General features: G+C 35.2%; 18 protein-coding genes. 9 read left to right on the top strand and 9 right to left on the bottom strand.

Annotated features, from left to right (window positions below; genetic code table 11):
* Nucleotides 1-35 precede the first annotated feature (35 nt).
* Nucleotides 36-1,325 (top strand): hypothetical protein, encoded by a 1,290-nt coding sequence (locus tag AC1W31_RS09740; RefSeq protein WP_481734242.1) that lies wholly within the window; start codon nucleotides 36-38, stop codon nucleotides 1,323-1,325.
* 60 nt (nucleotides 1,326-1,385) lie between these two features.
* Complete coding sequence (locus AC1W31_RS09735; protein WP_481734241.1) at nucleotides 1,386-2,735, top strand: alpha-L-fucosidase; 1,350 nt, start codon at nucleotides 1,386-1,388, stop codon at nucleotides 2,733-2,735.
* Between the two features lie 190 nt (nucleotides 2,736-2,925).
* Here the strand turns inward: AC1W31_RS09735 and AC1W31_RS09730 are convergent, their stop codons facing one another.
* Nucleotides 2,926-4,896: a thioredoxin domain-containing protein gene (locus tag AC1W31_RS09730; RefSeq protein WP_481734240.1), complete on the bottom strand. Its 1,971-nt coding sequence runs from the start codon at nucleotides 4,894-4,896 to the stop codon at nucleotides 2,926-2,928.
* Nucleotides 4,897-5,039: 143 nt separating this feature from the next.
* Between AC1W31_RS09730 and AC1W31_RS09725 the strand changes: the two genes are divergently transcribed.
* Nucleotides 5,040-6,368, top strand: a complete 1,329-nt coding sequence (locus AC1W31_RS09725) for a DEAD/DEAH box helicase (protein WP_481734239.1) — start codon at nucleotides 5,040-5,042, stop codon at nucleotides 6,366-6,368.
* A 153-nt stretch (nucleotides 6,369-6,521) separates the two neighbouring features.
* On the opposite strand, the gene AC1W31_RS09720 is transcribed toward AC1W31_RS09725, so the two are convergent.
* From AC1W31_RS09720 to AC1W31_RS09710, 3 genes are read right to left on the bottom strand one after another with little or no spacing between them, the layout of a single operon-like run.
* Nucleotides 6,522-8,915: a hypothetical protein gene (locus AC1W31_RS09720; RefSeq protein ID WP_481734238.1), complete on the bottom strand. Its 2,394-nt coding sequence runs from the start codon at nucleotides 8,913-8,915 to the stop codon at nucleotides 6,522-6,524.
* Complete coding sequence (locus tag AC1W31_RS09715) at nucleotides 8,869-9,894, bottom strand: hypothetical protein (RefSeq protein ID WP_481734237.1); 1,026 nt, start codon at nucleotides 9,892-9,894, stop codon at nucleotides 8,869-8,871. Before AC1W31_RS09715 ends, AC1W31_RS09720 begins: the two co-directional genes overlap by 47 nt.
* Complete coding sequence (locus AC1W31_RS09710; RefSeq protein WP_481734236.1) at nucleotides 9,891-11,522, bottom strand: T9SS type A sorting domain-containing protein; 1,632 nt, start codon at nucleotides 11,520-11,522, stop codon at nucleotides 9,891-9,893. The genes AC1W31_RS09715 and AC1W31_RS09710 overlap by 4 nt, the downstream gene beginning before the upstream one ends.
* Before the next feature lie 47 nt (nucleotides 11,523-11,569).
* Here AC1W31_RS09710 and AC1W31_RS09705 point away from each other — a divergent pair, with 47 nt between their 5' ends.
* The 6 genes from AC1W31_RS09705 (at nucleotide 11,570) to AC1W31_RS09680 (ending at nucleotide 19,682) form a co-directional block, all read left to right on the top strand.
* Nucleotides 11,570-12,046, top strand: a complete 477-nt coding sequence (locus AC1W31_RS09705; RefSeq protein ID WP_481734235.1) for a hypothetical protein — start codon at nucleotides 11,570-11,572, stop codon at nucleotides 12,044-12,046.
* A 39-nt stretch (nucleotides 12,047-12,085) separates the two neighbouring features.
* The gene (locus tag AC1W31_RS09700; RefSeq protein WP_481734234.1) at nucleotides 12,086-13,654 is read left to right on the top strand and encodes an NAD(P)/FAD-dependent oxidoreductase; all 1,569 of its coding nucleotides are present in this window, start codon (nucleotides 12,086-12,088) and stop codon (nucleotides 13,652-13,654) included.
* Between the two features lie 8 nt (nucleotides 13,655-13,662).
* Nucleotides 13,663-14,301 carry an NUDIX hydrolase gene (locus AC1W31_RS09695; RefSeq protein ID WP_481734233.1) on the top strand — a complete coding sequence of 213 codons (639 nt, stop codon included), beginning with the start codon at nucleotides 13,663-13,665 and terminating at the stop codon, nucleotides 14,299-14,301.
* Nucleotides 14,302-14,404: 103 nt separating this feature from the next.
* Entirely contained in the window at nucleotides 14,405-16,120 is a 1,716-nt protein-coding gene (locus tag AC1W31_RS09690; protein ID WP_481734232.1) for a hypothetical protein, read from the top strand.
* A gap of 120 nt (nucleotides 16,121-16,240) precedes the next feature.
* Nucleotides 16,241-18,910, top strand: coding sequence for a DNA gyrase/topoisomerase IV subunit A (locus tag AC1W31_RS09685; RefSeq protein WP_481734231.1), 2,670 nt, complete (start codon nucleotides 16,241-16,243; stop codon nucleotides 18,908-18,910).
* A 76-nt stretch (nucleotides 18,911-18,986) separates the two neighbouring features.
* Nucleotides 18,987-19,682, top strand: a complete 696-nt coding sequence (locus AC1W31_RS09680) for a SanA/YdcF family protein (protein ID WP_481734262.1) — start codon at nucleotides 18,987-18,989, stop codon at nucleotides 19,680-19,682.
* Between the two features lie 4 nt (nucleotides 19,683-19,686).
* Here the strand turns inward: AC1W31_RS09680 and AC1W31_RS09675 are convergent, their stop codons facing one another.
* The 5 genes from AC1W31_RS09675 to AC1W31_RS09655 form a co-directional block, all read right to left on the bottom strand.
* The gene (locus tag AC1W31_RS09675) at nucleotides 19,687-20,616 is read right to left on the bottom strand and encodes a bifunctional riboflavin kinase/FAD synthetase (RefSeq protein ID WP_481734230.1); all 930 of its coding nucleotides are present in this window, start codon (nucleotides 20,614-20,616) and stop codon (nucleotides 19,687-19,689) included.
* Nucleotides 20,617-20,639: 23 nt separating this feature from the next.
* Nucleotides 20,640-21,338 carry a tRNA pseudouridine(55) synthase TruB gene (gene truB, locus AC1W31_RS09670; RefSeq protein WP_481734229.1) on the bottom strand — a complete coding sequence of 233 codons (699 nt, stop codon included), beginning with the start codon at nucleotides 21,336-21,338 and terminating at the stop codon, nucleotides 20,640-20,642.
* On the bottom strand, nucleotides 21,338-22,129 hold the full coding sequence (locus AC1W31_RS09665; protein WP_481734228.1) for an undecaprenyl-diphosphate phosphatase: 792 nt from the start codon (nucleotides 22,127-22,129) through the stop codon (nucleotides 21,338-21,340). The genes truB and AC1W31_RS09665 overlap by 1 nt, the downstream gene beginning before the upstream one ends.
* A 78-nt stretch (nucleotides 22,130-22,207) precedes the next feature.
* Nucleotides 22,208-25,054, bottom strand: coding sequence for a T9SS type A sorting domain-containing protein (locus AC1W31_RS09660; RefSeq protein ID WP_481734227.1), 2,847 nt, complete (start codon nucleotides 25,052-25,054; stop codon nucleotides 22,208-22,210).
* 85 nt (nucleotides 25,055-25,139) lie between these two features.
* Nucleotides 25,140-26,624 (bottom strand): xylulokinase, encoded by a 1,485-nt coding sequence (locus AC1W31_RS09655; RefSeq protein ID WP_481734226.1) that lies wholly within the window; start codon nucleotides 26,622-26,624, stop codon nucleotides 25,140-25,142.
* Between the last annotated feature and the right edge of the window lie 84 nt (nucleotides 26,625-26,708).

The raw sequence follows: 26,708 nt of genomic DNA, 5'->3' as shown, positions 1-26,708 counted from the left end.
GACAATTAATAATTAACAGTTTTCAAAAGCAATTTGTGAAAAATAAAGTTCCTTTTCTATCTTGGAGAAACTTCCTAAAAAAATTATTTTTGGGAAAAGCTACTTTCGTTATCTTAGTTATCAATTGTTCATTATCAATTATCAATTGTACCGCTCAACTATCTAATAAACAAGGTATTAGTACGATTGGCATTCGTCCTTCGGGAACCTTATTTACTTTTGGACTACCACAAACATCAACCATTCCACAAGGTTTTCAACAAGGGGTTTTCAATTATTCTCCCTTCCCTTTTACGGTTTTTCCAATCAATGCTTCGACCAATAATCAAGGAACAACGCAATTTTCTGGATTAATTGGTTCGTTTGATTTGGGCTTAAATATTTCAAAATTATTGCAAAATGATCGGATTTTAAAGGGCGAAATTGGCCTTTATTACGCTTGTATTCCGCACAGTTATTCGGTCAAAAATGACTATCAATTTAATCTAAATAACAAAGAAGCAACCATTTGGCAAAATACAGTTAGCTATTCGGGGCTTTCGGCAAGTATCACTTATACGTCAAAATCACGAGGACGAAGACTTTGGGGTGAAGCCAGAAATTACGCTCAATTCGGACTAAGGACAATGAATTATTTAGACAAATCGGCTGAAAATCAGGAGGATTGGGTTTTTAATGGTCGTGGATTTAAGATTCAAAGTGAGGTGGTTAATCGAAAATCTATCCTTGCTTTTATCGAAATTGGGAAAACCTATTGGCGACGAGCGGATGATATGCGGTCGTTGGATATGGGTATCCGTGTAGGCATTCCAACGGGTTATTTTGTGTCAAATACCATTACGGGATTCAATAATAATCAACCAACTGGAGCCAGTAATTTTCAAGAAAATGGAGCGTATATCGGCTTTCAAATGTCTTATAATTTGCCAATAAAAAGATTGCAGAAGTCTTCTTTTACTGGACAAAAAGCGGATAAAATATATTGCGAAATGGAACGAAAAGTTATTATTAAACATACTTATCAAGTCAAAACGGATGAAATAACGCTTGAGCTTTTTGACCATGAAAACGAGGATGGCGATATTGTTTCCGTCTGTTTTAATGGACAATATATACTTGAAAAATACAAGCTACTGAATAAACCTAAACAATTGAAAATCAAACTATTACCTTACCATAAAAACATTTTAACGGTCTTTGCGAACAACACGGGTAAAGAAGGAGCAAATACCTCAGCGATTCGGTTTATGTTGAATGGAAAAATGGAAGAACTCATTTTATATGCCGATAAAAAGGAATCTGAAGGGGTTGAATTTGTTTTTTGAGGGTTCGAGTTAAATTTGGTATTATTGTAAGAAAAAATAATTAAAAACTAAATCCATAACATGAAATTATTCCCAATTTTGGCATTTATATTTTGCCTAATTTCTTCAAAATCCTCTTCACAAGTGCTGCCAACAACTCGTCAAATCCAGTGGCAACAAATGGAAACCACCATGTTTGCCCATTTTACCGTCAATACATTTACCGATAAAGAATGGGGAGACGGCACAGAATCGCCTTCTATTTTCAATCCCACTAATTTTGATGCGCATCAGTGGACGAAAGCCGCCAAAGACGCTGGGTTCAAAATGATTATTCTTACAGCCAAACATCACGATGGTTTTTGTTTATGGCCTTCAAAATACACCTATCATTCTGTAAAAAATAGTCCTTGGAAAAGTGGTAAAGGTGACGTTGTGAAAGATGTGTCCGATGCTTGTCGTGAAGCTGGACTAAAATTTGGCGTATATCTTTCACCGTGGGATAGACATGAACCTTCTTATGGAACAGACACTTACAACAATCATTATAAAAATCAGCTCAGAGAATTATTAAGCAATTATGGCGAAATCTCGGAAGTGTGGTTTGATGGAGCAAAGGGCGAAAATGCTAAAAATATGTCGTATGATTTTCAAGGATATTGGGATATTGTCCGCCAATTACAGCCCAATGCGGTTATGTTTTCGGATATTGGTCCAGATGTACGTTGGGTTGGAAATGAATCGGGTTTTGCGGGTGAAACTTGCTGGTCAACTATCACAACCACTGGAATGGCGATTGGCAATGCTGATTCAAAATACTTAAATACGGGTGATGCCAACGGAAAGTCGTGGATTACGCCCGAATGTGACGTATCTATCCGTAAAGGCTGGTTTTATCATGAATCTGAAAACAATACGGTGAAAACTCCTGCTCAATTGGTGGAATTATATTATAAGTCTGTTGGTAGAAATGGCGTATTTTTATTAAATATTCCTCCGAATAGAAATGGGCTTTTAGAAGAAACGGATGTTAACTCTATCAAAGAAATGCGGTCGATTTTGAACGAAACATTTGAAAAAAATCTTGCTAAAAATACAGCAGTTTCTTTGCTTACCGATAAGAAATTAGAGACGAGTATTCCGTTACACATTGGGCAAATTTGGGAATTAAATTTCAAACAAAATGTTCAATTTGACCGAATTTCATTACAAGAAAATATCAGTAAAGGGCAGATGATTGAGTCATTATCTATTCAATATTGGGATGGAGCGGGTTGGCAAAACCTTTGTAACGCTACCACGGTAGGCTATAAAAAATTATTGAAGACAAATCTGGTGGAAACCTCAAAAATTAGGATGAAAATTCACAAAGCCAAAGGAATAATAAATCTGGCAGAAATTGGTTTTTATAAAGCCTCAGCGAGGGAGTAGAATATTAGCCCACCGATGAGAAGGATTTAACTAATTTACACGGATTTTTATTTCCAATCTGTGTAAATTAGTTATGGAGAATGACATCACTTATAGAAACTGGAACTTTCCAAAAATTTAAAACCTTCGGAAAGTTGAGCCAAATTACTAAATTTTACCTCTAATAAGTTATTATTTCACATTCTATAATTTATGATAATTGCTCAAAAGCTTCATCAACGCTCTTCACAGGCAATTGGCAAGTTTTATGATAACAAACAAAAATCAAGGTTTCATCAAGTTTTGAGGTTCTATTTGCTAATAAAGGCAATTGACTTGCATTTTCAGTTCCACTCAAGATTTTATTAGGATAATACCGTGAGTCAATTTCTTTTCTAAATTGGAGAAAATCTTTTCCAACCAAAGCAATTTCTGCCGTTGGGAAAACCATTTGCGTAGCCAAACACGCCCAATTTGTTAGATAATCGACATTTTTAGTTAAAAGGTCTTTCATCTTGGCAAGCATTAATTTTGACAATTCCATAAAATCTTCTCTATCCAAAATTAATCCTAAAGTATAAAGATTCCGTGCCATCATCGAATTAGAGGCAGGAATTACATTATCAAAAATCTCCTTTTTACGCACAATTAAATTCTCTGCATTTTTATCGGTAAAGAAAAATAATTGGTCATCTTCATCCCAAAAATTTTGACAAACATAAAGCGATAATTTTTCGGCAAGATGTAACCAGTTTTCATCAAAAGTAGCTTGGTAAAGGTTCAAATATGCCTCAATTACCGTTGCATAATCTTCCAAAAAACCTTGAATTTTGGTTTCGCCATTTTTATAACTGTGCGATAATACCTTGCCTTTTAAGAAATTATCCTTGATAAAATGAGCATTTTGTAAGGCTAAATCTAAGAAATCCTGTTCGCCAAAAGCACGATAAGCATCCACTAATCCTTTGAGCATCAAACCATTCCAAGAACAAAGAATTTTATCATCCAAACCTGGGCGAATTCTTTCCGCTCGTTTTACTAACAATTTTTGAATATTATCATACTGACCCGAATTTAAAATAGCCTGATTTTTCCAAGGAATATTTACGCCGTGTTCCCAATTTCCCTGTTCAGTTACCTGATAAATTTTACAAAATTCTTCCGATTCATCACCCAAAATTTCATCAATTTCTGATTTTGTCCAAACGTAAAATTTACCTTCAACTCCCTCAGAATCAGCATCAAGAGCGGAATAAAATCCTCCTACAGGACTGGTCATTTCTCTTTTTAACCAGCCGATTGTTTCATAGACGGTTTCTTTATAAAGTTGCTCCCCAGTAAATGTGTATGCCTCCGAATACAAACTGACCAATTGTCCATTATCGTAAAGCATTTTCTCAAAATGTGGGCAGAACCATTCACCATCCACCGAATAACGAGCAAAACCTCCACCCAATTGGTCATAAATTCCGCCGATTGCCATTTTATTAAGCGTCAATTTCAAATGATTTATCGCTTTTTCATCCTGTTTTAAATGCGCATAACGCATCAAAAACTGCCAAATAGAAGGCATTGGAAATTTTGGACTTCTTTCAAAACCACCCCAATCTTCATCAAAAGTTTGGGCGAGTTTTTGATACATTTTGTCTAAATCATCTTGCGTAAATACCTGATTTTCAAAGATTAAACCGTACTTATCCGATTCTTTAAATAGCATATTTTCGGTAAACCCTTCCGCTGATTTTTGCAGTTCATCTTGATGATTTACAAATCCATTATTAACCGATTTTAGTAATTGCATCCAGTTTTCTTTCGGGAAATACGTCCCTCCATAAAAAGGTTTTCCATCGGGCATCAAGAAAACATTAAGAGGCCAACCCCCATGCACGCCCATCGCTTGAACAGCATCCATGTAAATAGCATCAATATCTGGACGTTCTTCTCGGTCAATTTTTATATTTACAAAATGTTGATTCATAACCTGAGCAACCTCCTCTTTTTCAAAACATTCGTGTTCCATCACATGGCACCAATGACAGGCAGAATAGCCAATACTAACCAGAATGGGCTTATTTTCGGTTTTTGCTTTTTCCAAAGCCTCCTCTCCCCACGCAAACCAATCAACAGGATTTTGGGCGTGTTGTAATAAATAAGGTGATGTTTCTTTTTGTAAACGATTCATTTGAAATTATGAATTATGAGTGATGAATTATGAAGGATACTATTGATACACAGCTCCGAAAATTAGAAATTTCCTGATGTTTTGATTTGGTTCTGTTAAAGGCAAGAAATTCCGTACCTTTGTATGCAAATTATAACAATTTTATGACTTTCAGCGAATTAAATCTTAACAGACAACTCTTAAACGCCCTCGAAGATTTAGGGCTTGATACCCCCACTGCCATTCAAGAAAAAGTATTTTCAACGGTAATGTCGGGGAAAGATGTCTGCGGAATTGCACAAACAGGTACGGGTAAAACTTTTGCTTATTTATTGCCTTGTTTACGCCAATTCCAGTTTTCAAAAATAAAAAACCCACAAATATTAATTATCGTTCCTACTCGTGAATTGGTCGTTCAGGTGCTTGAAGAAGTACAAAAATTGACTAAATACATGAGTGTAATTTCGGTTGGCGTTTACGGAGGTGTGAATCTTCGTCCACAGGCTGCGGAAGTTGCAGCGGGTGCCGATTTGATTGTTGGAACCCCGGGAAGAATCGTTGATTTGCTTTCTACGGGTATTTTAAAGCCTAAATCTATCAAGAAATTGGTGATTGATGAGTTTGATGAAATGCTCAATTTGGGCTTCCGTGCGCAATTGAAAAGCATTTTCGACCGTTTGCCCGAACGTCGTCAAAACCTTTTATTTTCAGCTACCTTGAATCAAGATGTTGAGGTATTAATTGAGGCGTATTTTAATGATTTGGAAAGAATTGAGGCAACGCCAGTTGGAACACCTTTAGAAAATATTTCTCAGTCATATTACGACGTTCTGAATTTTAATACGAAGGTAAATCTCTTGAAATTATTGTTCAACGAAAATGAAGAGATGAATAAAGTGTTAGTATTTGTTTCGACAAAACACTTAGCCGACATGGTTTTTGAGCAATTGGAGAATGTATTTGGAGAATCTATCAAAGTAATTCACTCAAATAAAGCCCAGAATCACCGTTTTGCGGCCGTTGATGATTTTGAATCGGGAAAATGCAGAATTTTAGTCGCTACTGATGTGATTGCAAGAGGTCTGGATGTAGCGGAAGTTTCGCACGTTATCAATTTTGATGTACCTCCTATCTCAGAAAGTTACGTACATAGAATTGGTAGAACGGGTCGGGTTGGTAGAAAAGGGATTGCTATATCCTTCGTGATTGAGCGTGAAAAGGAGTTTTTAGTAGAAATTGAAAAATTGATGAATTATTCAATTCCAAAGGTTGAAATACCTGATAATTTAGAAATAAACACCCAAATGTTATTGGATGAATTACCGAAAGAATATACCAAAGCAATTGAAGTAAAAGCACCAAAACGAGAAGGAGCAGGAGAAGCATTTCACGAAAAATCAGAGAAAAATAGTAAAGTAAACGTGAGAAGAAGTCACTCGGCGGAAATGAAAATAAAGTATGGTCGCTCGTATAAAAAACCCGAATCTAAATAAAGTCATTTAATAATTATTGGATTAACGCTGGCTGGGTTTTGAACCCAGCCAGCATTTTTTGTAATTTCCTCTTAAATTTGTGCGGTTCGATTGCAAATCATCGCAGCGGTGAACCGTCAGTGTCATCTGTGTCCCATTTCACGCTGCCCGATTTTACTTTCCGCCATTAAACAACGAATAATCTCCACATTCCTCCAAAACCTGTTTTTGGTATTTTGTATTTTGATATTTTGAATACAGGATTTTAAAATATTCAGAATAGTTAGTAGTTCTAACTATATCCATTCTTGCTTGAAAAACCTCTGGCGTTTCATCGGGATTAGATTCTTGAAGCGAAATGAAAACTCCATAAGCATCTCTTTCACACAAAGCCGCACCAAAACACGCCTTCGCTGCCAATTCTTGATTATTCGATTTTGATGCTATTATGAAAAATTCTTTTGCTTTATTCGCTTGGAAATAATCACCGTCATAATTGCTTTTTGAATAACTATTAACCTCTCCACTACTCCAAGAATGTCTCCTCAAAATCCAAGAATTCCCTTCATGTGTGGTGTTATACGTACCACAGCCCAATAAATAAGCACTTTCTGCATCGCTTGGATTGGCTTTTAATTTTGCTTCTAAGTCCGCAATCTTTTTGGCAAAAGTATAGGGCGTGTCATTCAAATTCTTTTTATTGGCATCATATTTTGTGGAAATATAAAGAGGGTCTTCGTCAAAATATTTCCATTCGTCATTTTTCCAAACACTTGGAGAAACCTTTCCAAATGCTTCAGCGGCTGTGGCATAATTGGCTTCGTCCATGGCTCGTCTCCCCATGAGTACGTATAAATCGTCATTATCAAAACCTACTAATTTCTGCAAATCTTTATCAAAATCCGATTTATTCCCTTCCGAAAAATAGGCAGTAACCTTTTCAATCGTTGCTAAAGAGGTAGTATCTTCAATCAAAAACATATCTTTTTGCGACTCAAAACCGCCGTATTCTTGACTACTATTGTTTTGGTAAGTCGTCAGCATTGTCAATAAATATGCCTTTGCCACCGCATGAGGGGCATTTGCAAAACCTTGATTCTCCTCTTTTTTATTTGAGCAACTCGACAACCATCCACCTTTACTTTCCGTTTTTTGAACAGCAGATATTCCCCGATATTTTGCCGATAAAATTTTGCACGATTCAACTACCGCATTACTGATTCTGAAATCTTTGGGTTTGGCGAAATTGGCTAAAATGGGTAAAAATGCAGCTTCGATTTCTGGCGTAATTACTTCTGATTTTTTAGAAATTATCAGCAATTCCTGTAATAAAATTTGATTTTCAAGTGCTTGGTTGGTGGTTTTAATGGCTTTTGCTTGGGTCAAAAATTCCTCAGATTTTGCGTAATCTCCTTGCACGTATTCCATATAAGCAGAGGCCGTTTGCCAAAATCCAGTTTTGGGAAGAACTTGATTATCAGTACATTTAACAGAAAATTCTTTTAGTTTTGTCCAATAATCTGTTGCCTTTTCTTGTTCCGACTTCACAGTTTTTTTCGTTTCATCGTCGTTATATTCTGAATACATTTGGTCGTAATAAAATTTTTCATTTTTATTAATTTCACGAGCCATAATCAATTCAATCATTTGATTTTTAGGGTCGAGTTCAACCATTTTTTCCAACATGGGCAAGGCATCAACGCCTGGTTTTATACCCGCAAAAGCATAAAGTGAGGCTTTTTCGTGGTCATTTTTACAAAATTTAATTGCCTCCTCTGGAAAACCTCCAATCCGATAACGCACCAAAATATCCGCTTGATTTCTATGAGATTTACTCTTTTCAGCAACTCTTGAAAAGTCATAATATGCCTCCACAGAATCGCCCAAAGCAATTTCAGATTCCGCTTTTCGCATCAATGCCCAATCTGAAATAAATGATTTATCTTTAATCGGAAGCAAATTATTATTGAAAAATGTGATGGCTTCTTGATATTTTTTTGCCTTTGAAAGTGTCTTAACCATTTGAAAAGCAATACGTTCTTTCAAAAAATCATGTTTCGCACGCCCAAATAATTGCGTTAATATCTTAATATCATTTACAGGATATTCTATGGATTTCGTCTCTCCATCCATATTTAATAAAGCTTCTTCTTTTTTCTCCACTTTTTGAACAAAAACCAAATAATCAATTGCCAACTGGTTTTTGTAGCTTTTGAAATAGGTTTGCAAATCAGAACCGACAATTGACTTATATACCCCACTTTGAATTTCTTTTTCAGCGATTTTACCTTCACAATATTTTACCCAAGCCTGTAAATTTTCAACTTCGGTAAGATCGGTTGTATCGTCGACAGAAGTTTGTCCTTCGCCTTCATTATCATTATAAAAAATCATGGGTGTATAATGATATTTTTGATTTTCAGCCGTTGCATTTGAACTTTCAGGCATGAAAAAACTCATAAATTCATCATAATCCGCCATACCTGGCCCACAGGCAAGAAGGGTGAATATGGCAAAGATTTTAACGGAGCGTTTCGTGAATGTAAAGTAGTTTTTGGATTTGGTCATTGGAGTAAGTGGTAAGGCTTTTTTCGTCTAAATGATATAAAGCAAATGTAAGTTTTTCGTTTGATATTTTCTCTAAAATTAATGCAGAACCTGCTAAAACTTCTTCAAAATCAGAATTCTCGCATCGGAATATATCGCCTTTCCGAATTGAAAAATTATTAAAAATACCATCATTTTTTGCTTCAAATAATTGATTATTAGACAATTGAGTAAAGTTAGCATTATTTTTCAATTCCTCTGAACCCAAGTTATTCACAAAAAACAAAAAATGATTATTTCTAAAAATGACCGTCCAGTGAAAAATGGGCATTACCACATCGAGCGGTTTAGGATAATTTTCTAATCGTTGGATATATTGCTTCAAAACCGATGTAGAGTAGATGGAGTTTTGCGTTTCTGGATTCCGCCAGTCGCTCATGTTATAGCACATCAACATTCCTCTGTCCACGGGAGGAACACCCGTTTTTTCAAAGAATTTTACCTGATGCAAACGAATCGTTGCGGAAAGCAAAATATTGTTTTTTCTGATGATTTTTAAAAATCGAAAATATTTGCGTTTCGTCAAAAGCGTCCAATCACAATCTATTTGAATTTCTGCGTTTTTTTGCTTGGACATTTTTGAAATTTTCTCAAAAATAGCGCTGGCTAAACTATCAATTTCAGCTTCAGGAAGATTTACAAAGGTTTGATTTGTGATGAAAACAACGGGAATAATTTGGCAAAAATCGGGTAGATTTTCGGCAAATTGAATTGGAGCAACCAATTGAGGTTTACACTTTTGAGGATTCCACGAAATATCAAAAAACTTAACGTACAGTTTCTTAATTTGGTTATCTTTCAAAGTATTTCTCTCAAACTCAGAAAGTTTAAAACTTGATTTCCAAAAATAAAAAGCGGGTTCTGTGAGTTTTTGCTTAGATTTTTGACAGGAAATCGTTAAAATACAAAGAAAAATAATTGCCATAAATTTAATTTTCATAGAATTATTATCTTTTTAATAACATTTTTATCACCTTCCGAATATTGCAAAAAATAATTCCCAGAAGCTAATTTCAACTCATAATTTTGTTTTCGAGTAGTACCATTAAATGATTGCGATAAAATTTCTCTTCCCAAAAAATCGACAATTCTCAAGTTTCCAGTCAGAAAATTATCCCCAAAATATTCAAACGTAAAACTGCCTTTGTTAGGATTGGGATACAATGAATAATTGGTTTGCAAATCTGGAATTTGGAATTTACAGAGAAACGTTTCTTTCCCTTTCAATTGGATTTTCTGACTCCAACCACCATAACTAACTTCCAAATTCGTGGTTTCATTGTCGTTCGCAAACTCATTGATGGCCGCAATTAATATTTCATTGCCTTTCAAAACGCCCCGCCAAATTGGGTCACGGTCTTGAAAATGTTGGTAAGCTGATTTTGGGATGATGAGTCGATAATTACCCGTAAAAAAGTCCTTAAACAACGATAATCTGTACAATGAATTTACGTAGGTTTCGTATCTCGAATAATTCAAACTATCAGGATTGATAGGGCCTTCCCAAAGCCAAATTCCTTTTGCTCCCGAGAAAAAAGGCATAATTGCCTGCGCTTCAATCAAATGTTTTTTGATGGATTGATTGTACCCATAATTAGAATTTGCCTGACATTTATTGTACGACAGCCACTCGAAAAGCATAATATCTTTGTTACTTCGAGCCACATTTGCCTCTACTTGAAAAAGCTGATAGGCAATGTTTGGATATTCTTTTATCAAACCGTATTCATAACAAAAATAAGCCGATGGAGCTAAGAAATTATTCTGAGTGTAAAACTCCCCTCCTACTTTTTTACTGACCGAATCAATCATATAATAATTCAGAACTTTATCGCTCGTTTGCCATTCTTGCCAAGTATAATTCAAGGGAAATTCAGTATTTTTTATGGGTGCATCTGAATAAGAAGCAAATTGAGTTGTGTTAGGTATTCCATTGTTTTTAAGGTACTTAATAGGTTCTGCATAAATTTTTGCTAAGTCTTTTTTGTATCTTTCCGTAAAATCAATATCCGATAATTTACGGTATTGAATGGGTAAAGTTGTATCGGCTTTTAAGAAACGAATGGCTGCATCGGTAGGAATTTCACGCTCCACATCCAGCATTAAAATATCCAGATTGGGCATCGCTTTCCCCTGCGTATCCGTGAACATATCCGCCATTTCACGCACTTCTCTTCGCCATTTTTCTTGGTATTTTTGTAAATCATTCGCCCAAGGACTTTCAATTTCATACCACGGTTGTCCTCTCAAACTGGCAGTCCCACCCCACAGAACGGCACGATTCTTTCGAGGTAAATTCATATCAGCGGGTGTAACATTTGCTAAATGTGAAAAACCATGTTTCAGCGGTAATTGGAGAGAATCTCTAAATCTTGGACCCGTATAAATAACCTTGAATGGCAACGAAAACTCAGCAAATTGTTGCCAATTAATAACGCCATTTTGAGTAGAAGGCGTATATTTGGTTGTGTTTTGACAGTCAGATTGTCCAAAAGACTGAGCGCACACGAATATTAAGCAGAAAATAAAATACTTTTTTATCACGTTTAGAAGATAAATGTCTGACATTCATCAATTAAAATTTTTAAATTTGTACTGAAAAACAAAAGAACGAGATGAGACACTTCAAATTACTTTTAATATTTTTGATTTCAATGAGCGTTTTTTCATGTGCTAAAGATGAAAATACCAATCCTTCCTTGACAGAAGAAGAAAAAATAAAAATTGAAGCGGCTCAAAAGGTTGAAGCCATCAAATCTTCGGAATGGATTATCAGTGGTTTTACTACCGCCGATAATACGCCCATCGACCCAGCATTATTTTCGGGTGATGCAAAATTCATTGACCAATTAACCTACATTTTTGATAATACGGGGATTGTTCGTTCGTATGATAAAGTTTCAAAACAAGCACAAGCCTACGGAACTTGGGGACTTATTGAAAACTCTACAAAATTAGAAATAAATATTCAAGGATTTAAAGGAACCTTCGCAGTAATTGAATTGTCGAAGTTAAAAATGATTCTTAGAAATAATATAAAATATAATAATCTCGAAATTCCAGTAAATATGGTTTTCATACCCTTGAAATAATTACAAAATTTTAATTTAAGGATAAATACCTTACAAATTATGTACAAACATTTATCGCTCGTTTTGGAGCCTGAAATTGCTTTTGATGAAGTCAATTTCAACACGCATATTCATACATTACTTCAATTTCCAGCAAATGCAGATGCTTTAATTCGTCCCCTCAAACGTTCAATTGATGCTCGTGGGCGACAAGTAAAAGTAAATGTTGAGTTAGAAGTTTTTATGGATGAAATTCCTACTCCTGTTATTGCTTTCAAAAAAAACTATTCCAGCGTTTCAAATGCCAAGCAAGCCATCATTGTTGGGGCAGGTCCTGCGGGTCTTTTTGCAGCTTTAAGGCTAATAGAATTAGGCATTAAACCAATTTTGTTGGAAAGAGGCAAAGACGTTAGGGCAAGGAGGCGAGATTTGGCGGCCATCAACAAAGACCACATTGTAAATCCCGAATCAAATTATTGTTTTGGCGAAGGCGGTGCTGGAACATATTCCGACGGAAAACTTTATACCAGAAGTAAAAAAAGAGGCGATATTAGAAGGGTTCAAGAAATTTTAGTAGCTCACGGAGCAACTGAAGAAATTCTCGTGGATGCTCACCCACATATCGGCACAAATAAATTGCCTCAATTGGTCGCAGAACTACGTGAAAGCATTTTATCATCGGGAGGAGAAGTTCATTTTGACACTAAAGTGGTTGATTTTATCATTCAAAATAACGAGATAAAAGGTGTTATATTAGCAAACGGAAACGAAATTTCTGGTATTGGCGTCATTTTAGCAACGGGTCATTCGGCACGAGATATTTTTGAATTATGTCAGAAAAAAAACGTATTAATTGAATCCAAACCTTTTGCGATGGGCGTACGTATTGAACATCAGCAAAGTTTGATTGATTCATTACAATACCATCAGCCAGAACGGGGAAAATATCTGCCCGCTGCGTCGTATAGTTTGGTAAGACAAACTTATTTTAAAGGAGTGCAACGAGGCGTGTTTTCTTTTTGTATGTGTCCAGGAGGCTTTATTGTTCCTTCGGCTACGGCCCCAGGAGAGTTAGTTGTGAATGGAATGTCACCGTCTCGGCGTGATTCTAAATTTGCCAATTCAGGGATGGTTGTAGCGATTAATGAAGTAGATTTACAACCATACAAGCATTTTGGCGCATTGGCAGGTTTGCAATTGCAGAAAGAATTGGAACAAAAAGCGTGTAAAATGGCGGGTGGAGGTCAAACTGCACCAGCCCAATTAGTGGGAGATTTTATTCAAAGTAAAGTCTCAAAGTCTATGTTGGATACTTCTTATCAACCTGGTTTATTATCTTCGGATATGATGGATATTTTACCCAACTTTATTGGTAAACCCTTGCAAGAAGGCTTAAAACTATTTGGACAAAAAATGAGAAATTATGCCTCAAATGAAGCCCAAATTATCGGAATAGAGAGTAGAACTTCTTCGCCCGTGAGAATTCCAAGGGACAAAGAAACCTTAGAACACGTTGAAATAAAGCGGCTTTTTCCTTGTGGTGAAGGGGCAGGTTACGCTGGCGGTATCATGTCGGCAGCAATGGATGGCGAAAGATGTGCGGAGAAATTAGTAGAATATTATCGTTAATAACATAAATGATTGATTTCGTCAATTTTATAGAGAAACTTAAAACACGACTTAACGAACCATTACCTGGCAGTTCTGCTCATGATAAAATGGCTTCAGAATCCCGTCTGAAGTTAAAAATGGCCTCTCCCAATGAGAGGACACGGGAGAGTGCGGTTTTAATTTTATTCTATCCTTCTGAAAATCAAGTATTTATTCCCTTAATTCTACGTCCTCAGTACGATGGCGTACACGGGGGACAAATGGCATTCCCAGGAGGCAGAGCTGAAAAAGAAGATGAAAATTTAATTAGAACTGCCTTACGTGAAGCACAAGAAGAAATTGGTGTGAGGGTTTCGGATGTTAAAATTTTAGGGAAATTAACGAAATTATACATCCCACCTTCAAATTTTTATGTGCAACCCGTGGTTGGATACATGAATCGCAAACCAGACTTTTTCCCTGACCCACGGGAAGTTGATAAAGTTATTGAAATAGCCCTTTCTGATATTCATAACCCTAAAATCATAGGACGTAAAGTATTGAATGTCAGAGGTGTAGAAATTGACACTCCCTTTTATGATATTTTAGAAACCACTGTTTGGGGAGCTACTGCTATGATGATTGCTGAACTTTTGATGGTGATTGATTCGATAGAAAACCCGTAACCGTTTAATAATTATAAGTAATAAATTAACTAAAACATTTTCTACCTACTTAAATTTGCAAATGTTTTGTATTTGAAATTTCGCTTTAAACCTCAACTAACGCATGAATTCTGTCAATTTTTCCTTTCTTAATAAATTTTCAGTCTTTGCCATTTTTATTATTATTTCAATCTTTTATATCGTTTGTTACAAATTTTCCTACAATTTTTTTTATCAAGATGACTTTCATTTACTTCGTTTTGTAACCATTTTTGAAGACGATTCGATAAATTTTCAAGAAAAACTCAATGCCCTTTATAACCAACACAACGAACACCGCATTATATTTCCGAGGTTATTTGTCTTGCTGGATTATTACATTCAAGGGTATTTAGATTGGAAATTACTTAATGTTTTCTCTGCCTTATACTATTTGGGGATTTTTACTTTTTTTGCCTTAATCATTAAAAAATTAAACCTCGCTGATTGGTACATTCTCCCCGTAGCCCTACTCATTTTTCAGCCGTCTGCCTACCAAAATTATTATTGGACTATTTCTATACTTCAACAAGTAGGTAATGTATTTTGGGCGATGTTTTTATTTTATAGTTTAATCTATTTTCAACCCAAAAACTTTTGGATTTCTCTGCTTTTAATCATCGTTCTAACGTTTACCCACGGCAATGGTTTATTTGCTTTTGGCGTAGGAGGTTTATTACTATTTTTGCAAAAAAGGTTCAAACAATTAATCATTTGGATTATCTTGATGGTGGTAGTTGCGGCTTTTTATTTTCATGGATATTACACCGCACAAAATTCAAATATCGCTGGAAGTTTGAGCACTCCTATTCGACTGATTGGTTGTTTTGGCGGATTTTGGGGTGGTTTTATTTACGATTTATTTAAAAATAAGCACCAAGTAATCATTACTATTTTGGGAGGTTTATTGATATTTACCCTCTTAGCAATCATCAATTTAAATTTAGTTTTAACTTCTTTATTTAAAAATTTTCAAACTAAATTCCAGAAGTATTTTCCTCAAGAAAACCTATTTTTGTTTGCCTGTTTTCTATATTTATCAATCACCGCTGCCTTAGTTGCGTTGAGTCGTTCATGGACATCCATCGAAGCTGGATATCAAAATAGATATTTGCATAATTCCGTGATTGCGTTGGTATTGCTGTACGTCACAATTTTACATTATAAATCAACTAATTTTATAAAAATTGTAGGGTTATTAATGCTTATTTTTGGGCTGTTATTCAATATTTATGCTTGGTATTCTAATTATGAATTACTATGTTTTCAAAGAGAATCTCAAGAAGCTGATGCGGTGAATTACCAAAATAATAAAATATCGATCGTGAATGACAAATTATTTAATCAAAATATTGCTGCCATTTTGGAACAATCTTATGACAAAAAAATAAGTATTTTCCCAAAAAGTGATTTACAAAATGCCATCAGTAATTTGGATAAAATAACCGTAGAAAAGCCAGTTTTTCATTCAATCGTCATTCAAAAAGATTCATTGTTAGAATTCAACATTGCTAACTCTCATTACAGCACCATTTACTATTTAACTAATTTCTCCTTGCCGTACGAAGGTGATGTTTATATCATCCTCAAATCTCCCCAAAACACCTTCATTAGTGCTACCAGTCATCGTAGAAATAGTAAGGTCAATCTTCTCAAAAGAGGTCAATTTTTTACGGATGGTTTTATGACAACTATTCCTACCGATGCAATGCCTAAAAACGAGTATCAGGTGGGTATTTTGCAAAACGTAAAAAATCATTTCATTTACTTACCAACGAAATATATAATTCTGACTCGATGATGTTTCAGATTCCTAAATTTTTTCCTTCATTATTTTTTTTGTAAATTAGGGTTCTATTGTTCGTAAACGCAGTTTTACGAATCACCATTAAGTTAAAAAACAGAAGGAATTAGCATATCAATGGAAAACAAAACCCAGCCAGAAGATTTAGAAGATAATATTATCAATTTACCCCCTGAAGATGGCCTACATGAACAAGTTGCCGTAGCAGGATTATACGAAAATTGGTTCTTAGAATACGCATCTTATGTAATTTTAGAACGGGCAGTCCCTGCCGTAGAAGACGGCCTTAAACCAGTACAACGACGAATTCTCCATGCTTTAAAGGAAATGGACGATGGTCGTTTCAATAAAGTTGCCAACGTGATCGGGCAAACGATGCAATATCATCCCCACGGAGATGCGTCCATAAACGATGCGATGGTCAACATGGGTCAGAAAGATTTGGTGTTTGATTGTCAAGGAAACTGGGGAGATTATCGCACGGGAGATGGTGCGGCGGCGGCTCGTTATATTGAGGTTCGATTGTCAAAATTTGCGTCTGACGTAATTTTCAATCCACAAACTACCGAATGGCAACTTTCTTATGATGGTCGTAAACGTGAACCGGTTTCGCTTCCCGTAAAATTTCCTTTGTTACTCGCACATGGCGTAGAAGGAATTGCCGTAGGACTTTCGACGAAAATTATGCCTCATAATTTCGTAGAATTGATTGAAGCATCTATCAATGTCCTCAAAAATAAACCTTTCGAGTTATATCCAGATTTTCTTACGGGTGGTTATGTTGATGTTTCTAATTATCAAGATGGAAACCGTGGAGGTAAAATTAGAGTAAGAGCAAAAATTGAAGAATTCGACAAAAAAACGTTGATCATCAAGGATATACCTTTTTCAACTACCACCACCAATTTGATTGAATCAATCATCAAAGCGAATGATAGTGGTAAAATCAAAATCAAAAAGGTAATTGATAACACCGCAAAAGATGTTGAAATTCAAGTTCAATTAGCCCCTGGAGTTTCTCCAGATGTAACGATTGATGCCTTGTATGCCTTTACGGATTGCGAGGTTTCAATTTCTCCCAATGCCTGCGTTATTATTGCTGACAAACCACATTTTGTGGGCGTTACCGAAATTTTAAAGACTTGTACACAACAAACCGTTCGACTATTGGAACGTGAATTGGAAATACGAAGAGATGAATTGATGGAACGTTTATTATTCAGTTCTCTCGAAAAAATCTTTATAGAAAATAGAATTTACCGTGATATTGAGGAATGTGAGACGTTTGAAAAGGTAATAAAAACCGTCGATTTAGGTTTAGAACCCTACAAACCACAATTCTACCGTGAAATTGTGGAAGAGGATATTTTGAAACTTTTAGAAATCAGAATCAAAAGAATTTCAAAATTTGATGCTTTCAAAGCGGATGAATTAATGAAAAGATTGCAAGATGAATTGGCAGAAGTGCTTGATAATTTGGCAAATATTATTCGTTATTCAATTGAATATTATAAAGAAATCTTAAAGAAACACGGCAAAGGTCGTGAGCGTAAAACCGAAATAAAAAACTTCAATACCATTTCAGCGGCGGTTGTTGCCGCAAATAACCAAAAACTATACGTGGATAGAGTGGGTGGTTTTGTGGGTTATGGGTTAAAAAAAGAAGAGTTTGTAGAGGACTGTTCGGATATTGATGATATAATTGTATTTCGCCAAGATGGAAAGTGTATGGTAGTGAAAATTCAAGAGAAAGTTTTTGTGGGAAAAGACATTATTTACGTTTCGGTTTTCAAGAAAAATGATGATAGAAAAGTTTATAATTTAGTGTATTTTGATGCAAAAACGGGAGTTTCTTACATTAAAAGATTTAAAGTTACCGCAGTAACTCGTGACCGTGAATACGATTTAACCATCGGAAATCCGAAATCAAAGATTTTGTACTTTACCGCTAATGATAATGGCGAAGCAGAAACAATTCAAATTAATTTGACTGCCTCTTGTACCGCACGTGTAAAGCAATTTGACTTTGATTTTAAAGGCTTATTAATCAAAGGACGGGATTCGATGGGAAATGTATTGACCAAATATCCTATCAGAAAAATTGTGATGAAGTCGGCGGGCGTTTCAACGCTTGGTGGCGTTGATATTTATTATGATGAAAATGTTGGCCGACTAAATCGGGATGAGCATGGTCGTTATTTGGGCAATTTTGATGCAAAAGATGCCATTTTGGTCATTTATATTGATGGACAATACGAATTAACCAATTTCGAATTAACCAATCGTTATGAGAATAAAGACATCATGGTAATCGCCAGATTTATTCCAGAAAGTATCATTACAGCGGTTTATTTTGAAGGTGCTTCAAAGATTTATTATGCTAAAAGATTTAGAATTGAAACGACGACTATCGACAAAAAATTCTTATTTATCTCGGATGAAAAAGGTTCAAAACTGGTTTTTGCCACCATTGATAATTATCCAAGAGTGGAGGTTTCGCATAAAAAAGATAAGAATGCTGCCGTTGTAAAAGAAGAAATAAACATTGATGAGATAACTGAAATTAGAGGATGGAAAGCAATTGGCAGTAAATTGACGACAAATATTGTCCAAAATATTAAACAATTGGCTTCGAGAATTATTGAACCTGAGATTACTGAATCCAGTAATGCTGATAATGCCACCGTTATTGAAATGGAGTTGCCCAAAAAATTAGTAGCGCCAGAAGAAATGGATTTTCCAGAACTTAGCGATGTTGGTACGGGTGAACAATTAGGATTGTTTTAAAGGTCAAAAAAATATTGTAAATTAACTTCCCGAAAGGTCATTATCCTTCGGGAAGTTATACAAAAACTTGAACATACTGAAAACCACATTAGAAATATCGATAGAAAAACCATTTGAATTTACGATTTACTTCAAAAGATTCATAAAGTGGATTATTGCTCTCAGCTTTTGCACGCTGTCGGGAGTTCTATTGGCTAATATTTGGATTGTATTTTCAACCGAAGAAAAAAATTATTACACCATCGGAAATATACCTTCAAACGATGTGGGACTTGTGTTAGGAACAAGTAAAGCCATACAAGGAGGAAAAGAAAATATGTTTTTCCGGTATAGAATGGAGGCAGCCGCAAGATTATACAAGGAAGGCAAAATTAAGTTTTTGATTTTGAGTGGCAATCATGATTCGGTATTTTATAATGAACCCAATGATATGAAAAAAGCATTAATGGCTTTGGGCGTTCCCGAAAACGTAATGACTTTAGATTTTGCGGGTTTTCGGACATATGATTCCATTATTCGATGTAAAGAAGTATTTAATCAGCAAAAATTTACCATTATTTCGCAACCCACTCACAATGCACGTGCCTTGTTTTTGGCGAATCAATTAGGCATTGATGCGGTAGCTTTTGCCGCCCAGGATGTGCCCACCGGTTATAGAACCTACCTTCGTGAATATTTAGCCCGCCCAAAGGCAATTTTGGATGTTTATTTGCTTGATCGCTCTAAATATGCTTCTAAAAAAGGAATTGATGTCAAAGAGACAGGAAGATAGTTTGCTAAATATTCAATATGCCTTTACAGGTAATTTTATCTTTTGCAATTTGCTCTTTTAATTCATCTAATCCATTGAATTTCTTTTCGTTACGAATTTTTTGCAGAAATTCCACTTTCAAATTTTCCCCGTAAATTTCTTGGTCAAAATCAAAAATATTTACTTCAATTGTTTGGTAAGTACCATCCACCGTTGGACGATTTCCGATATTTAGCATCCCACCAAAAACATCATCCTTGTAATATACTTTCACGGCATAAACCCCATCCAAAGGAATTAATTTTGCAATCTCACGCACTTGAATATTTGCGGTTGGAAATCCAATTGTTCTACCTAATTGCTTTCCTTTCACAATCAAACCAGATACGGAATAATTTCTTCCCAAAAAATGGTCGGCCGTCGGAACATCACCTTCTTGTAGTGCTTTTCTGATTTTTGAAGAACTGACTCCAACATTTTCAATATCTTGGCGTGAAATTTCTTCAATATCAAAACCGTATTTTTCTTTATTTGCTTTCAAAAAATCAAACCCACCTTCTCTATTTTTGCCAAAACGATGATCATAACCAATGACAAGCGTCTTGGTACCAATGGTTTCAATTAAGATTTTCTGGATAAATTCTTCGGAAGAAAGTTCTGAAAACTCCCTTGTAAAAGGAATAATGAGTAGGTGATTTACCCCACTATTTTCCAACAATTCAATCTTCTCATCAAGGGTAGAAAGCAATTTAACAATCTGATTATCAGGAGATATTACACTTCTTGGATGTGGATAGAAGGTAATAACAACACTTTGTCCATTTGTTAAATCTGCTACTTGATTTAGGCGATTTAATATTTTTTGATGTCCCAAATGAACACCATCAAAAGTGCCACTGGTTACGACTGCATTCTCTAATTTCTTAAATTCTTGAATTCCGTAATAAACGTTCATTTTTCTTTGCTACGGCTAACCCGCTAATCAATTTTTCTAATTTTTATAAACTCTTCAACCGTTAAGGCATCTTTTACGTTGTATTCCCCAATTCGCTCACGTCTGAGTGCCTTCAAATAAGCACCAGAACCACACGCCATGCCAAAATCACGAACTAAACTTCTAATATAAGTTCCTTTTGAACATACAATTGAAAAATCAATTTCAGGGAAATTTGTCGTATCTATTTCAAATTTGGAAACTTCAACTTCTCTCGATTTAATTTCAATATCTGCATCTGTAATTCCCTTTCTGGCTAATTCATACAGTCTTTTTCCATTTACCTGAATCGCTGAGTAAATTGGTGGAATTTGCAAAATAGTGCCTCTGAAATTACCTAAAGCACTTTCCATTATCTCAATAGTAATATGTTCAGTAGGAAATTCGGCATCAAAATCGGTTTCTAAATCAACCGAAGGCGTTGTTTTTCCTAATACGAAAGTACCCGAATATTCTTTTTCTTTGGCTTGGTAATTATCAATTTGCTTTGTCATTTTACCAGTACATAAGATGAGCAAACCCGTAGCGAGTGGGTCGAGTGTACCAGCATGGCCAATTTTTTTAAATTTTGCCGCAAATTTCAACTTTTTAGTTACATCAAACGATGTCCATCTTAATGGCTTATCAATTAAAATAAATTCTCCTAAATCTACTATTGGCTGCGTGTTTTCTTTTATTTCCATTATTTATTTCCAATTGCTAACATCAACAAAATACCAACTCCCAAAATGATTCGGTAAATCCCAAAGTATTTAAAGCCGTGTTTATTTAAAATACTAATAAAAAATTTAATGGCCAAAATTGCCACGATGAATGCTACAATATTACCAATACCCAATAATTTTAATTCCTCACCCGATAAACTTCCCTCTTCTTGGATAAATTTCAATAATTTATAGCCAGTAGCAGCGGCCATCGTGGGAACGGCCAAAAAGAATGAAAATTCAGCAGCTAAACTTCGGGTCAATCGTTGTTGCATTCCGCCAATAATTGTGGCCGCACTTCTACTTAAGCCCGGAAACAAAATTGCCAAACATTGATACAGTCCAATTTTAATGGCACTTATGTTATTGATGTCACTTTCCTCGTGGATAATTGGACTTTTGAACCATCCATCTACAAACAATAAGATAATTCCACCCACTAACAAAACAGCGGCGATAAAGGCAGGGTTTTCTAAATGCTCATCAATTAAATCGTTGAATAATTTTCCAAAAATTAGTGCTGGAATGACCGCAATCAAGAGTTTAACGTAAAATTGCCAATTTGAGAAATCGAAAAATTTCTTCCAATACAAAACCACAACCGCCAAAATTGCCCCTAATTGAACGCATATTTCAAAGAGTTTTGTGAATTTATCCTTCTCAATTCCCAGAAAAGAACTCATCAAAACCATGTGACCCGTGGATGAAATTGGTAAAAACTCAGTGATTCCTTCGATGATGGCAAGGAGAATGGCTTGTAAAATTGACATTATAGGTTAATTTTATTTTAAAGTTTTAAAAATTTGAGGATTAAATTCAAAAAATCCATCCTTCAGAAAAGAAGTTTTCTACTCAATGATGACTTTCTGAACGTAAAGTTCTTGATTCGTTTTGACTAAGACAAGATAAATACCTTTTTTGAAAGAAGAAACATTAATTTCTACTGATTTTTGTTTCAGTAAATTCAGTTCAAAAATAGATTTACCTGACAAATCAATGAAAGATATATTTCCAGAAGTGAGTTCAACAAATGAAATGGTCAGTTTTTCATGAGAAGGATTTGGAAACAATTTAAACAAATTATTTTCCTCCGAAAGAGTGGACAAAATCACTAAGGTTTTCAAATCAATTTTGGCAAAATTGGATTCAGAATTACTACTCAAGGCTTTCAAACGATAATTATACAATAAATTATCTTTTAATTTAGCATCGGTAAACTCCAATAAATTCGCCGTTTCAAAAATTTTCTGATAAGTCGTTTCTCCCACCGCCTGACGCTCTAAAACATACTTATTTGCCCCTGAAATAGCTTTCCATTGCAATTTAATGCTTTCATGTGTGATAATATCCGAAGAAATTTCTGGCGTTTGTAGTATTGCGGGTGTTTGGCTTGAAATTTCGGATTCAATTGATTCAGTTTTATCCCCAAAGGCTTTTAACCGATAAGTATAAAGTGTATTTTCCTTCAAATCAGTCTCTAAAAACTCAATTACTTTGCCATCAAAAGTAGCCATTTTCTTATAATCTTCATTAGCAATTTTTCTATCTAATTGATAAGAAATAGCACCTAAAGTTGGTTTCCAGCTTATTTTTAAAGAATTATAATACAAAATTATAGAAGACAATTCAGGTTTTGCCAACAAAGCTGGGGTGGTTACTTCAATAGAATCTGAAGTCATTTCATTGGGACTTCTGGTGGTAATAACCTTATACACGTATGTTTGATTTGGCACTAAATTACTATCAATCAACGTCTTAGTATTACTATTAAAATTCAATAAAATAGCACTCGAAGAAGAATTCTTCAATCTTCTATAAAGTATGTAGGTTTCAGCCCCGAAAACGGTACTACATAAAATCTGAACTTTGTTATTATATAAAGTTGTAGCGGACAATTTGGGTTTCCCCAAACCTTCCAAAGTTTTTGCAGCAATTTGTGCATAAACAGATTCAGAAGAATCAGAAACCACTTTTATTTGATAATTATAAGTAGTTGCACTTATCAAACGAATGTCTGTAAATTCTGAAATATTTGATTTAAATACTGTTACTACTTTATAAATATCTTCATTCTCCGATTTTCTTTCAATAATTAATTGAGCATTCACTGGAAATTGGACGTTATTCCAAGTTAATTTTATCTGACTGACAGTTGAAGTAGCGCTTAAATTATTCGGTTTTGCTAAAGGTTCTTGAATTTTCACCACGTTGAAACTTAATGCTCTTTTACCCAAAATATTTTTGATATATGGGCCAACAAAAACGGGAAAATCATCAGCGTAAGCACTATGAAATGGGGGTAAATACGATAGTTTCTTAGCGTTATATCCGTTCTGATTGAATAAAACCATCGTATTTCCATTCGTACTAATTTCATGAATATCAATATTTTTAGTAAAATTTCCGTCCTGATAAAACCATTTTTTTAAAGATAAATCAGTATTCTGCCCGTTGATTTTAACCGTTGTATCTTTCCCTGCAACTACCTGCTGATTCTCTTGAAACACCATTTTAATTTTTTGGTGAGTCTGGTCAACATAAAATGCTTTCAGAATATTGGGCGATAAAATATTTGCCTCTTGTGGTTTATTGTAAAAAAGCGGTTCAATGATGCTCAACATTTCATTCGCACAATTGTTGTATCCATCTAAAGTGTAATGTACGCCTTCATATCCTGCCAATCCCTCCACGGAATACGGAATAACTTTAGGAAATAATGAAGCCAAAATTCTTTGCGACTCTCTAATGGAAGCTCCTGCATCTCCATTCAAATTGAATCTTACCATGGCACTTTGAAAATCCACATATTGCTGAATATTTGGGAAATCTTGTTTAAAGTAGCCCATCAACTTTTTAACTTTTGCATCATATTCGATAGGATTGGGTTTACTAAATAATTCATAAACCCCGTGCCAAATGAAGAACCCTTTTATATGATTAATCAAGCCAGATTTTTTAATTCTGTAACCAAAAGTATTATAAACGCCCCCAGGATTTACGCCCGTTCCTTCACGGTCTAACAATAAATCAATGTTCATTCCCGGTCCTCCTCCAGTAATTATAGCCACTGGAATTTCGTATTTACTGGCAATTAATTCTTGTAGCATCGTTCCCCAAGCACCCACACGTGGCAAAAAATAATTTTCATTTTGCGACCAAGTGGTATCTTTGGGCAAGTAATCCCGCTGTGCCTCATGATTATACCTACCAAAAGTTCTGATGTACTTATTAGTTGAATAATAATTTACGACATTCTGAGTATTACCGTTTGAATCGCCGTAAATAGCATAAAAATCACCCGCCACGATGTTTGTTCGCTTCGTGATTAAAACTGAATCTTGGTCATTTTTAAAAGCATAAATAAAAATACTATATTCCGCTTTTTCTGCCTTAATAGTTGGATTTGCAGAAAATGAATCTTCTGGATTTTTAACCTGAACATTCACTTTTTGATAACCAAATAATTTATTTTCTCGGTACACAGAAATTGAAACTGCTATCCATCCCTTATCTTGGATAGTTCCTTGAATGGGAATTATCGCAAGATTGTTATCATTTCTTGCGTACAATTGGTAATCTTGTGGAATTTGACTAAACACGAAAGGGGTATATACTTGCTGAGCATTGACTTTGGAGAAGCATGAGAAAAACCCCAAAAAGAAAAATAATAATTTAAAGTGTTTTTGCGAAGACATGAAATTTGCGGAAAAATAAAAGCACAAAAATAGCCATTATTCATCTAAATAATGGCTATTTTATGATATAAATTAAAAACGTATTCTACAATTTCTTATCCAAATAAGCTTTCCACTCAGCATAAATTTCCTCATAAACCACTGATTTTGACGCATCTGGTTCAATTAACCCAATCTTTTGCATATTGAGAAACGCATCTTTAGGTTTACTAAAATATTGACTTCCAATTCCTGCGCCCAAAGCTGCTCCTTTTGCACCATCAGTATCGTACAATTCAACACTCACACCCGTTACATTTACCAATGTTTGAGAAAAGACTTCACTCAAAAACATATTAGACTTTCCAGCTCGAATTACCGAAGGGGAAGTTCCGTTTTCAGCCATAATATCCATTCCATATTTTAGAGAAAAGGCAATTCCTTCTTGAGCGGCACGAATAATATGCGCATTGGTGTGAATATTAAAATTGATTCCTTGAAAGGTCGAACTAATCGTTTTATTCTCCAATACCCTTTCAGCGCCATTTCCAAACGGTAAAACTTTCAAACCTTCGGCTCCCTCGGTAATTTTAGAAGCTAATTCATTCATGGTTTGGTAATTCATACCTCCTGCGATGTTATCCCTCACCCAACGATTCAAAATTCCCGTTCCATTGATACACAGCAAAGTTCCCAAACGATTTTCATTATTCATTTGATGATTGACGTGGGCAAAAGTATTTACCCTTGATTTTGGTTCGAAACTCACTTTATCAGAAACTGAATAAATCACGCCCGAAGTTCCCGCCGTTGCTGCAAACTCTCCAGGCTCTAACACGTTAAGCGACAAGGCATTATTTGGTTGGTCGCCCGCTTTGTATGTAACAGGAACACCCGCTTTCAACCCCAAAAAATCAGCTATCGAACTACTCAATCCGCCATGATTTGAAAAAACGGGACGAATATCAGGTAAAATGTTAGCAGAAAATCCATAATATTTCATCACATCTTCAGAGACCGAATTTGTTTGAAAATCCCAAAAAATACCTTCCGAAAGTGCAGAATTTGAAGTGGTGATTTCGCCCGTTAATTTCATGGAAATAAAATCGCCTGGCAACATGATTTTAAAAACAGAACCATAAATTCGTGGTTCATTTTCTTTAACCCAAGCTAATTTTGAGGCCGTAAAATTGCCAGGAGAATTCAATAAGTGCGACAATGATTGTTCTGCCCCGATGCCTTCAAATGCTTTATTACCAATCTCTACAGCACGACTATCACACCAGATAATGGAAGGTCGCAAAACAGTGAGGTTTCTATCTACCATCACTAATCCGTGCATTTGATAGGCAATTCCAACGGCCTGAATATCTTTTGGATTATATTTTCCAGTCGCATTACAGCGTAAAATGGCTTGTTGAATACAATTCCACCACATTTCGGGGTCTTGTTCAGCCCAACCATGTTTTGGAGAAGAAATTGTATTTTCTGTATCTGGAAATTGTGCGGAAGCAACCAATTTACCAGTTGAACCGTCCACAACTGACGCTTTGATGGAAGATGTGCCTAAGTCTAAGCCTAAAAGTAGCATTTGTTTTTCTTTAAATGATTGGTTTTGAATTTACAAAAATAGAAGAAATTAGCGAATTGTTCTATACAGTTCTACATTAGAATA

This window comes from Arcicella sp. (genome assembly GCF_964672035.1).
This window is presented reverse-complemented; position numbering and strand designations above follow the sequence as displayed.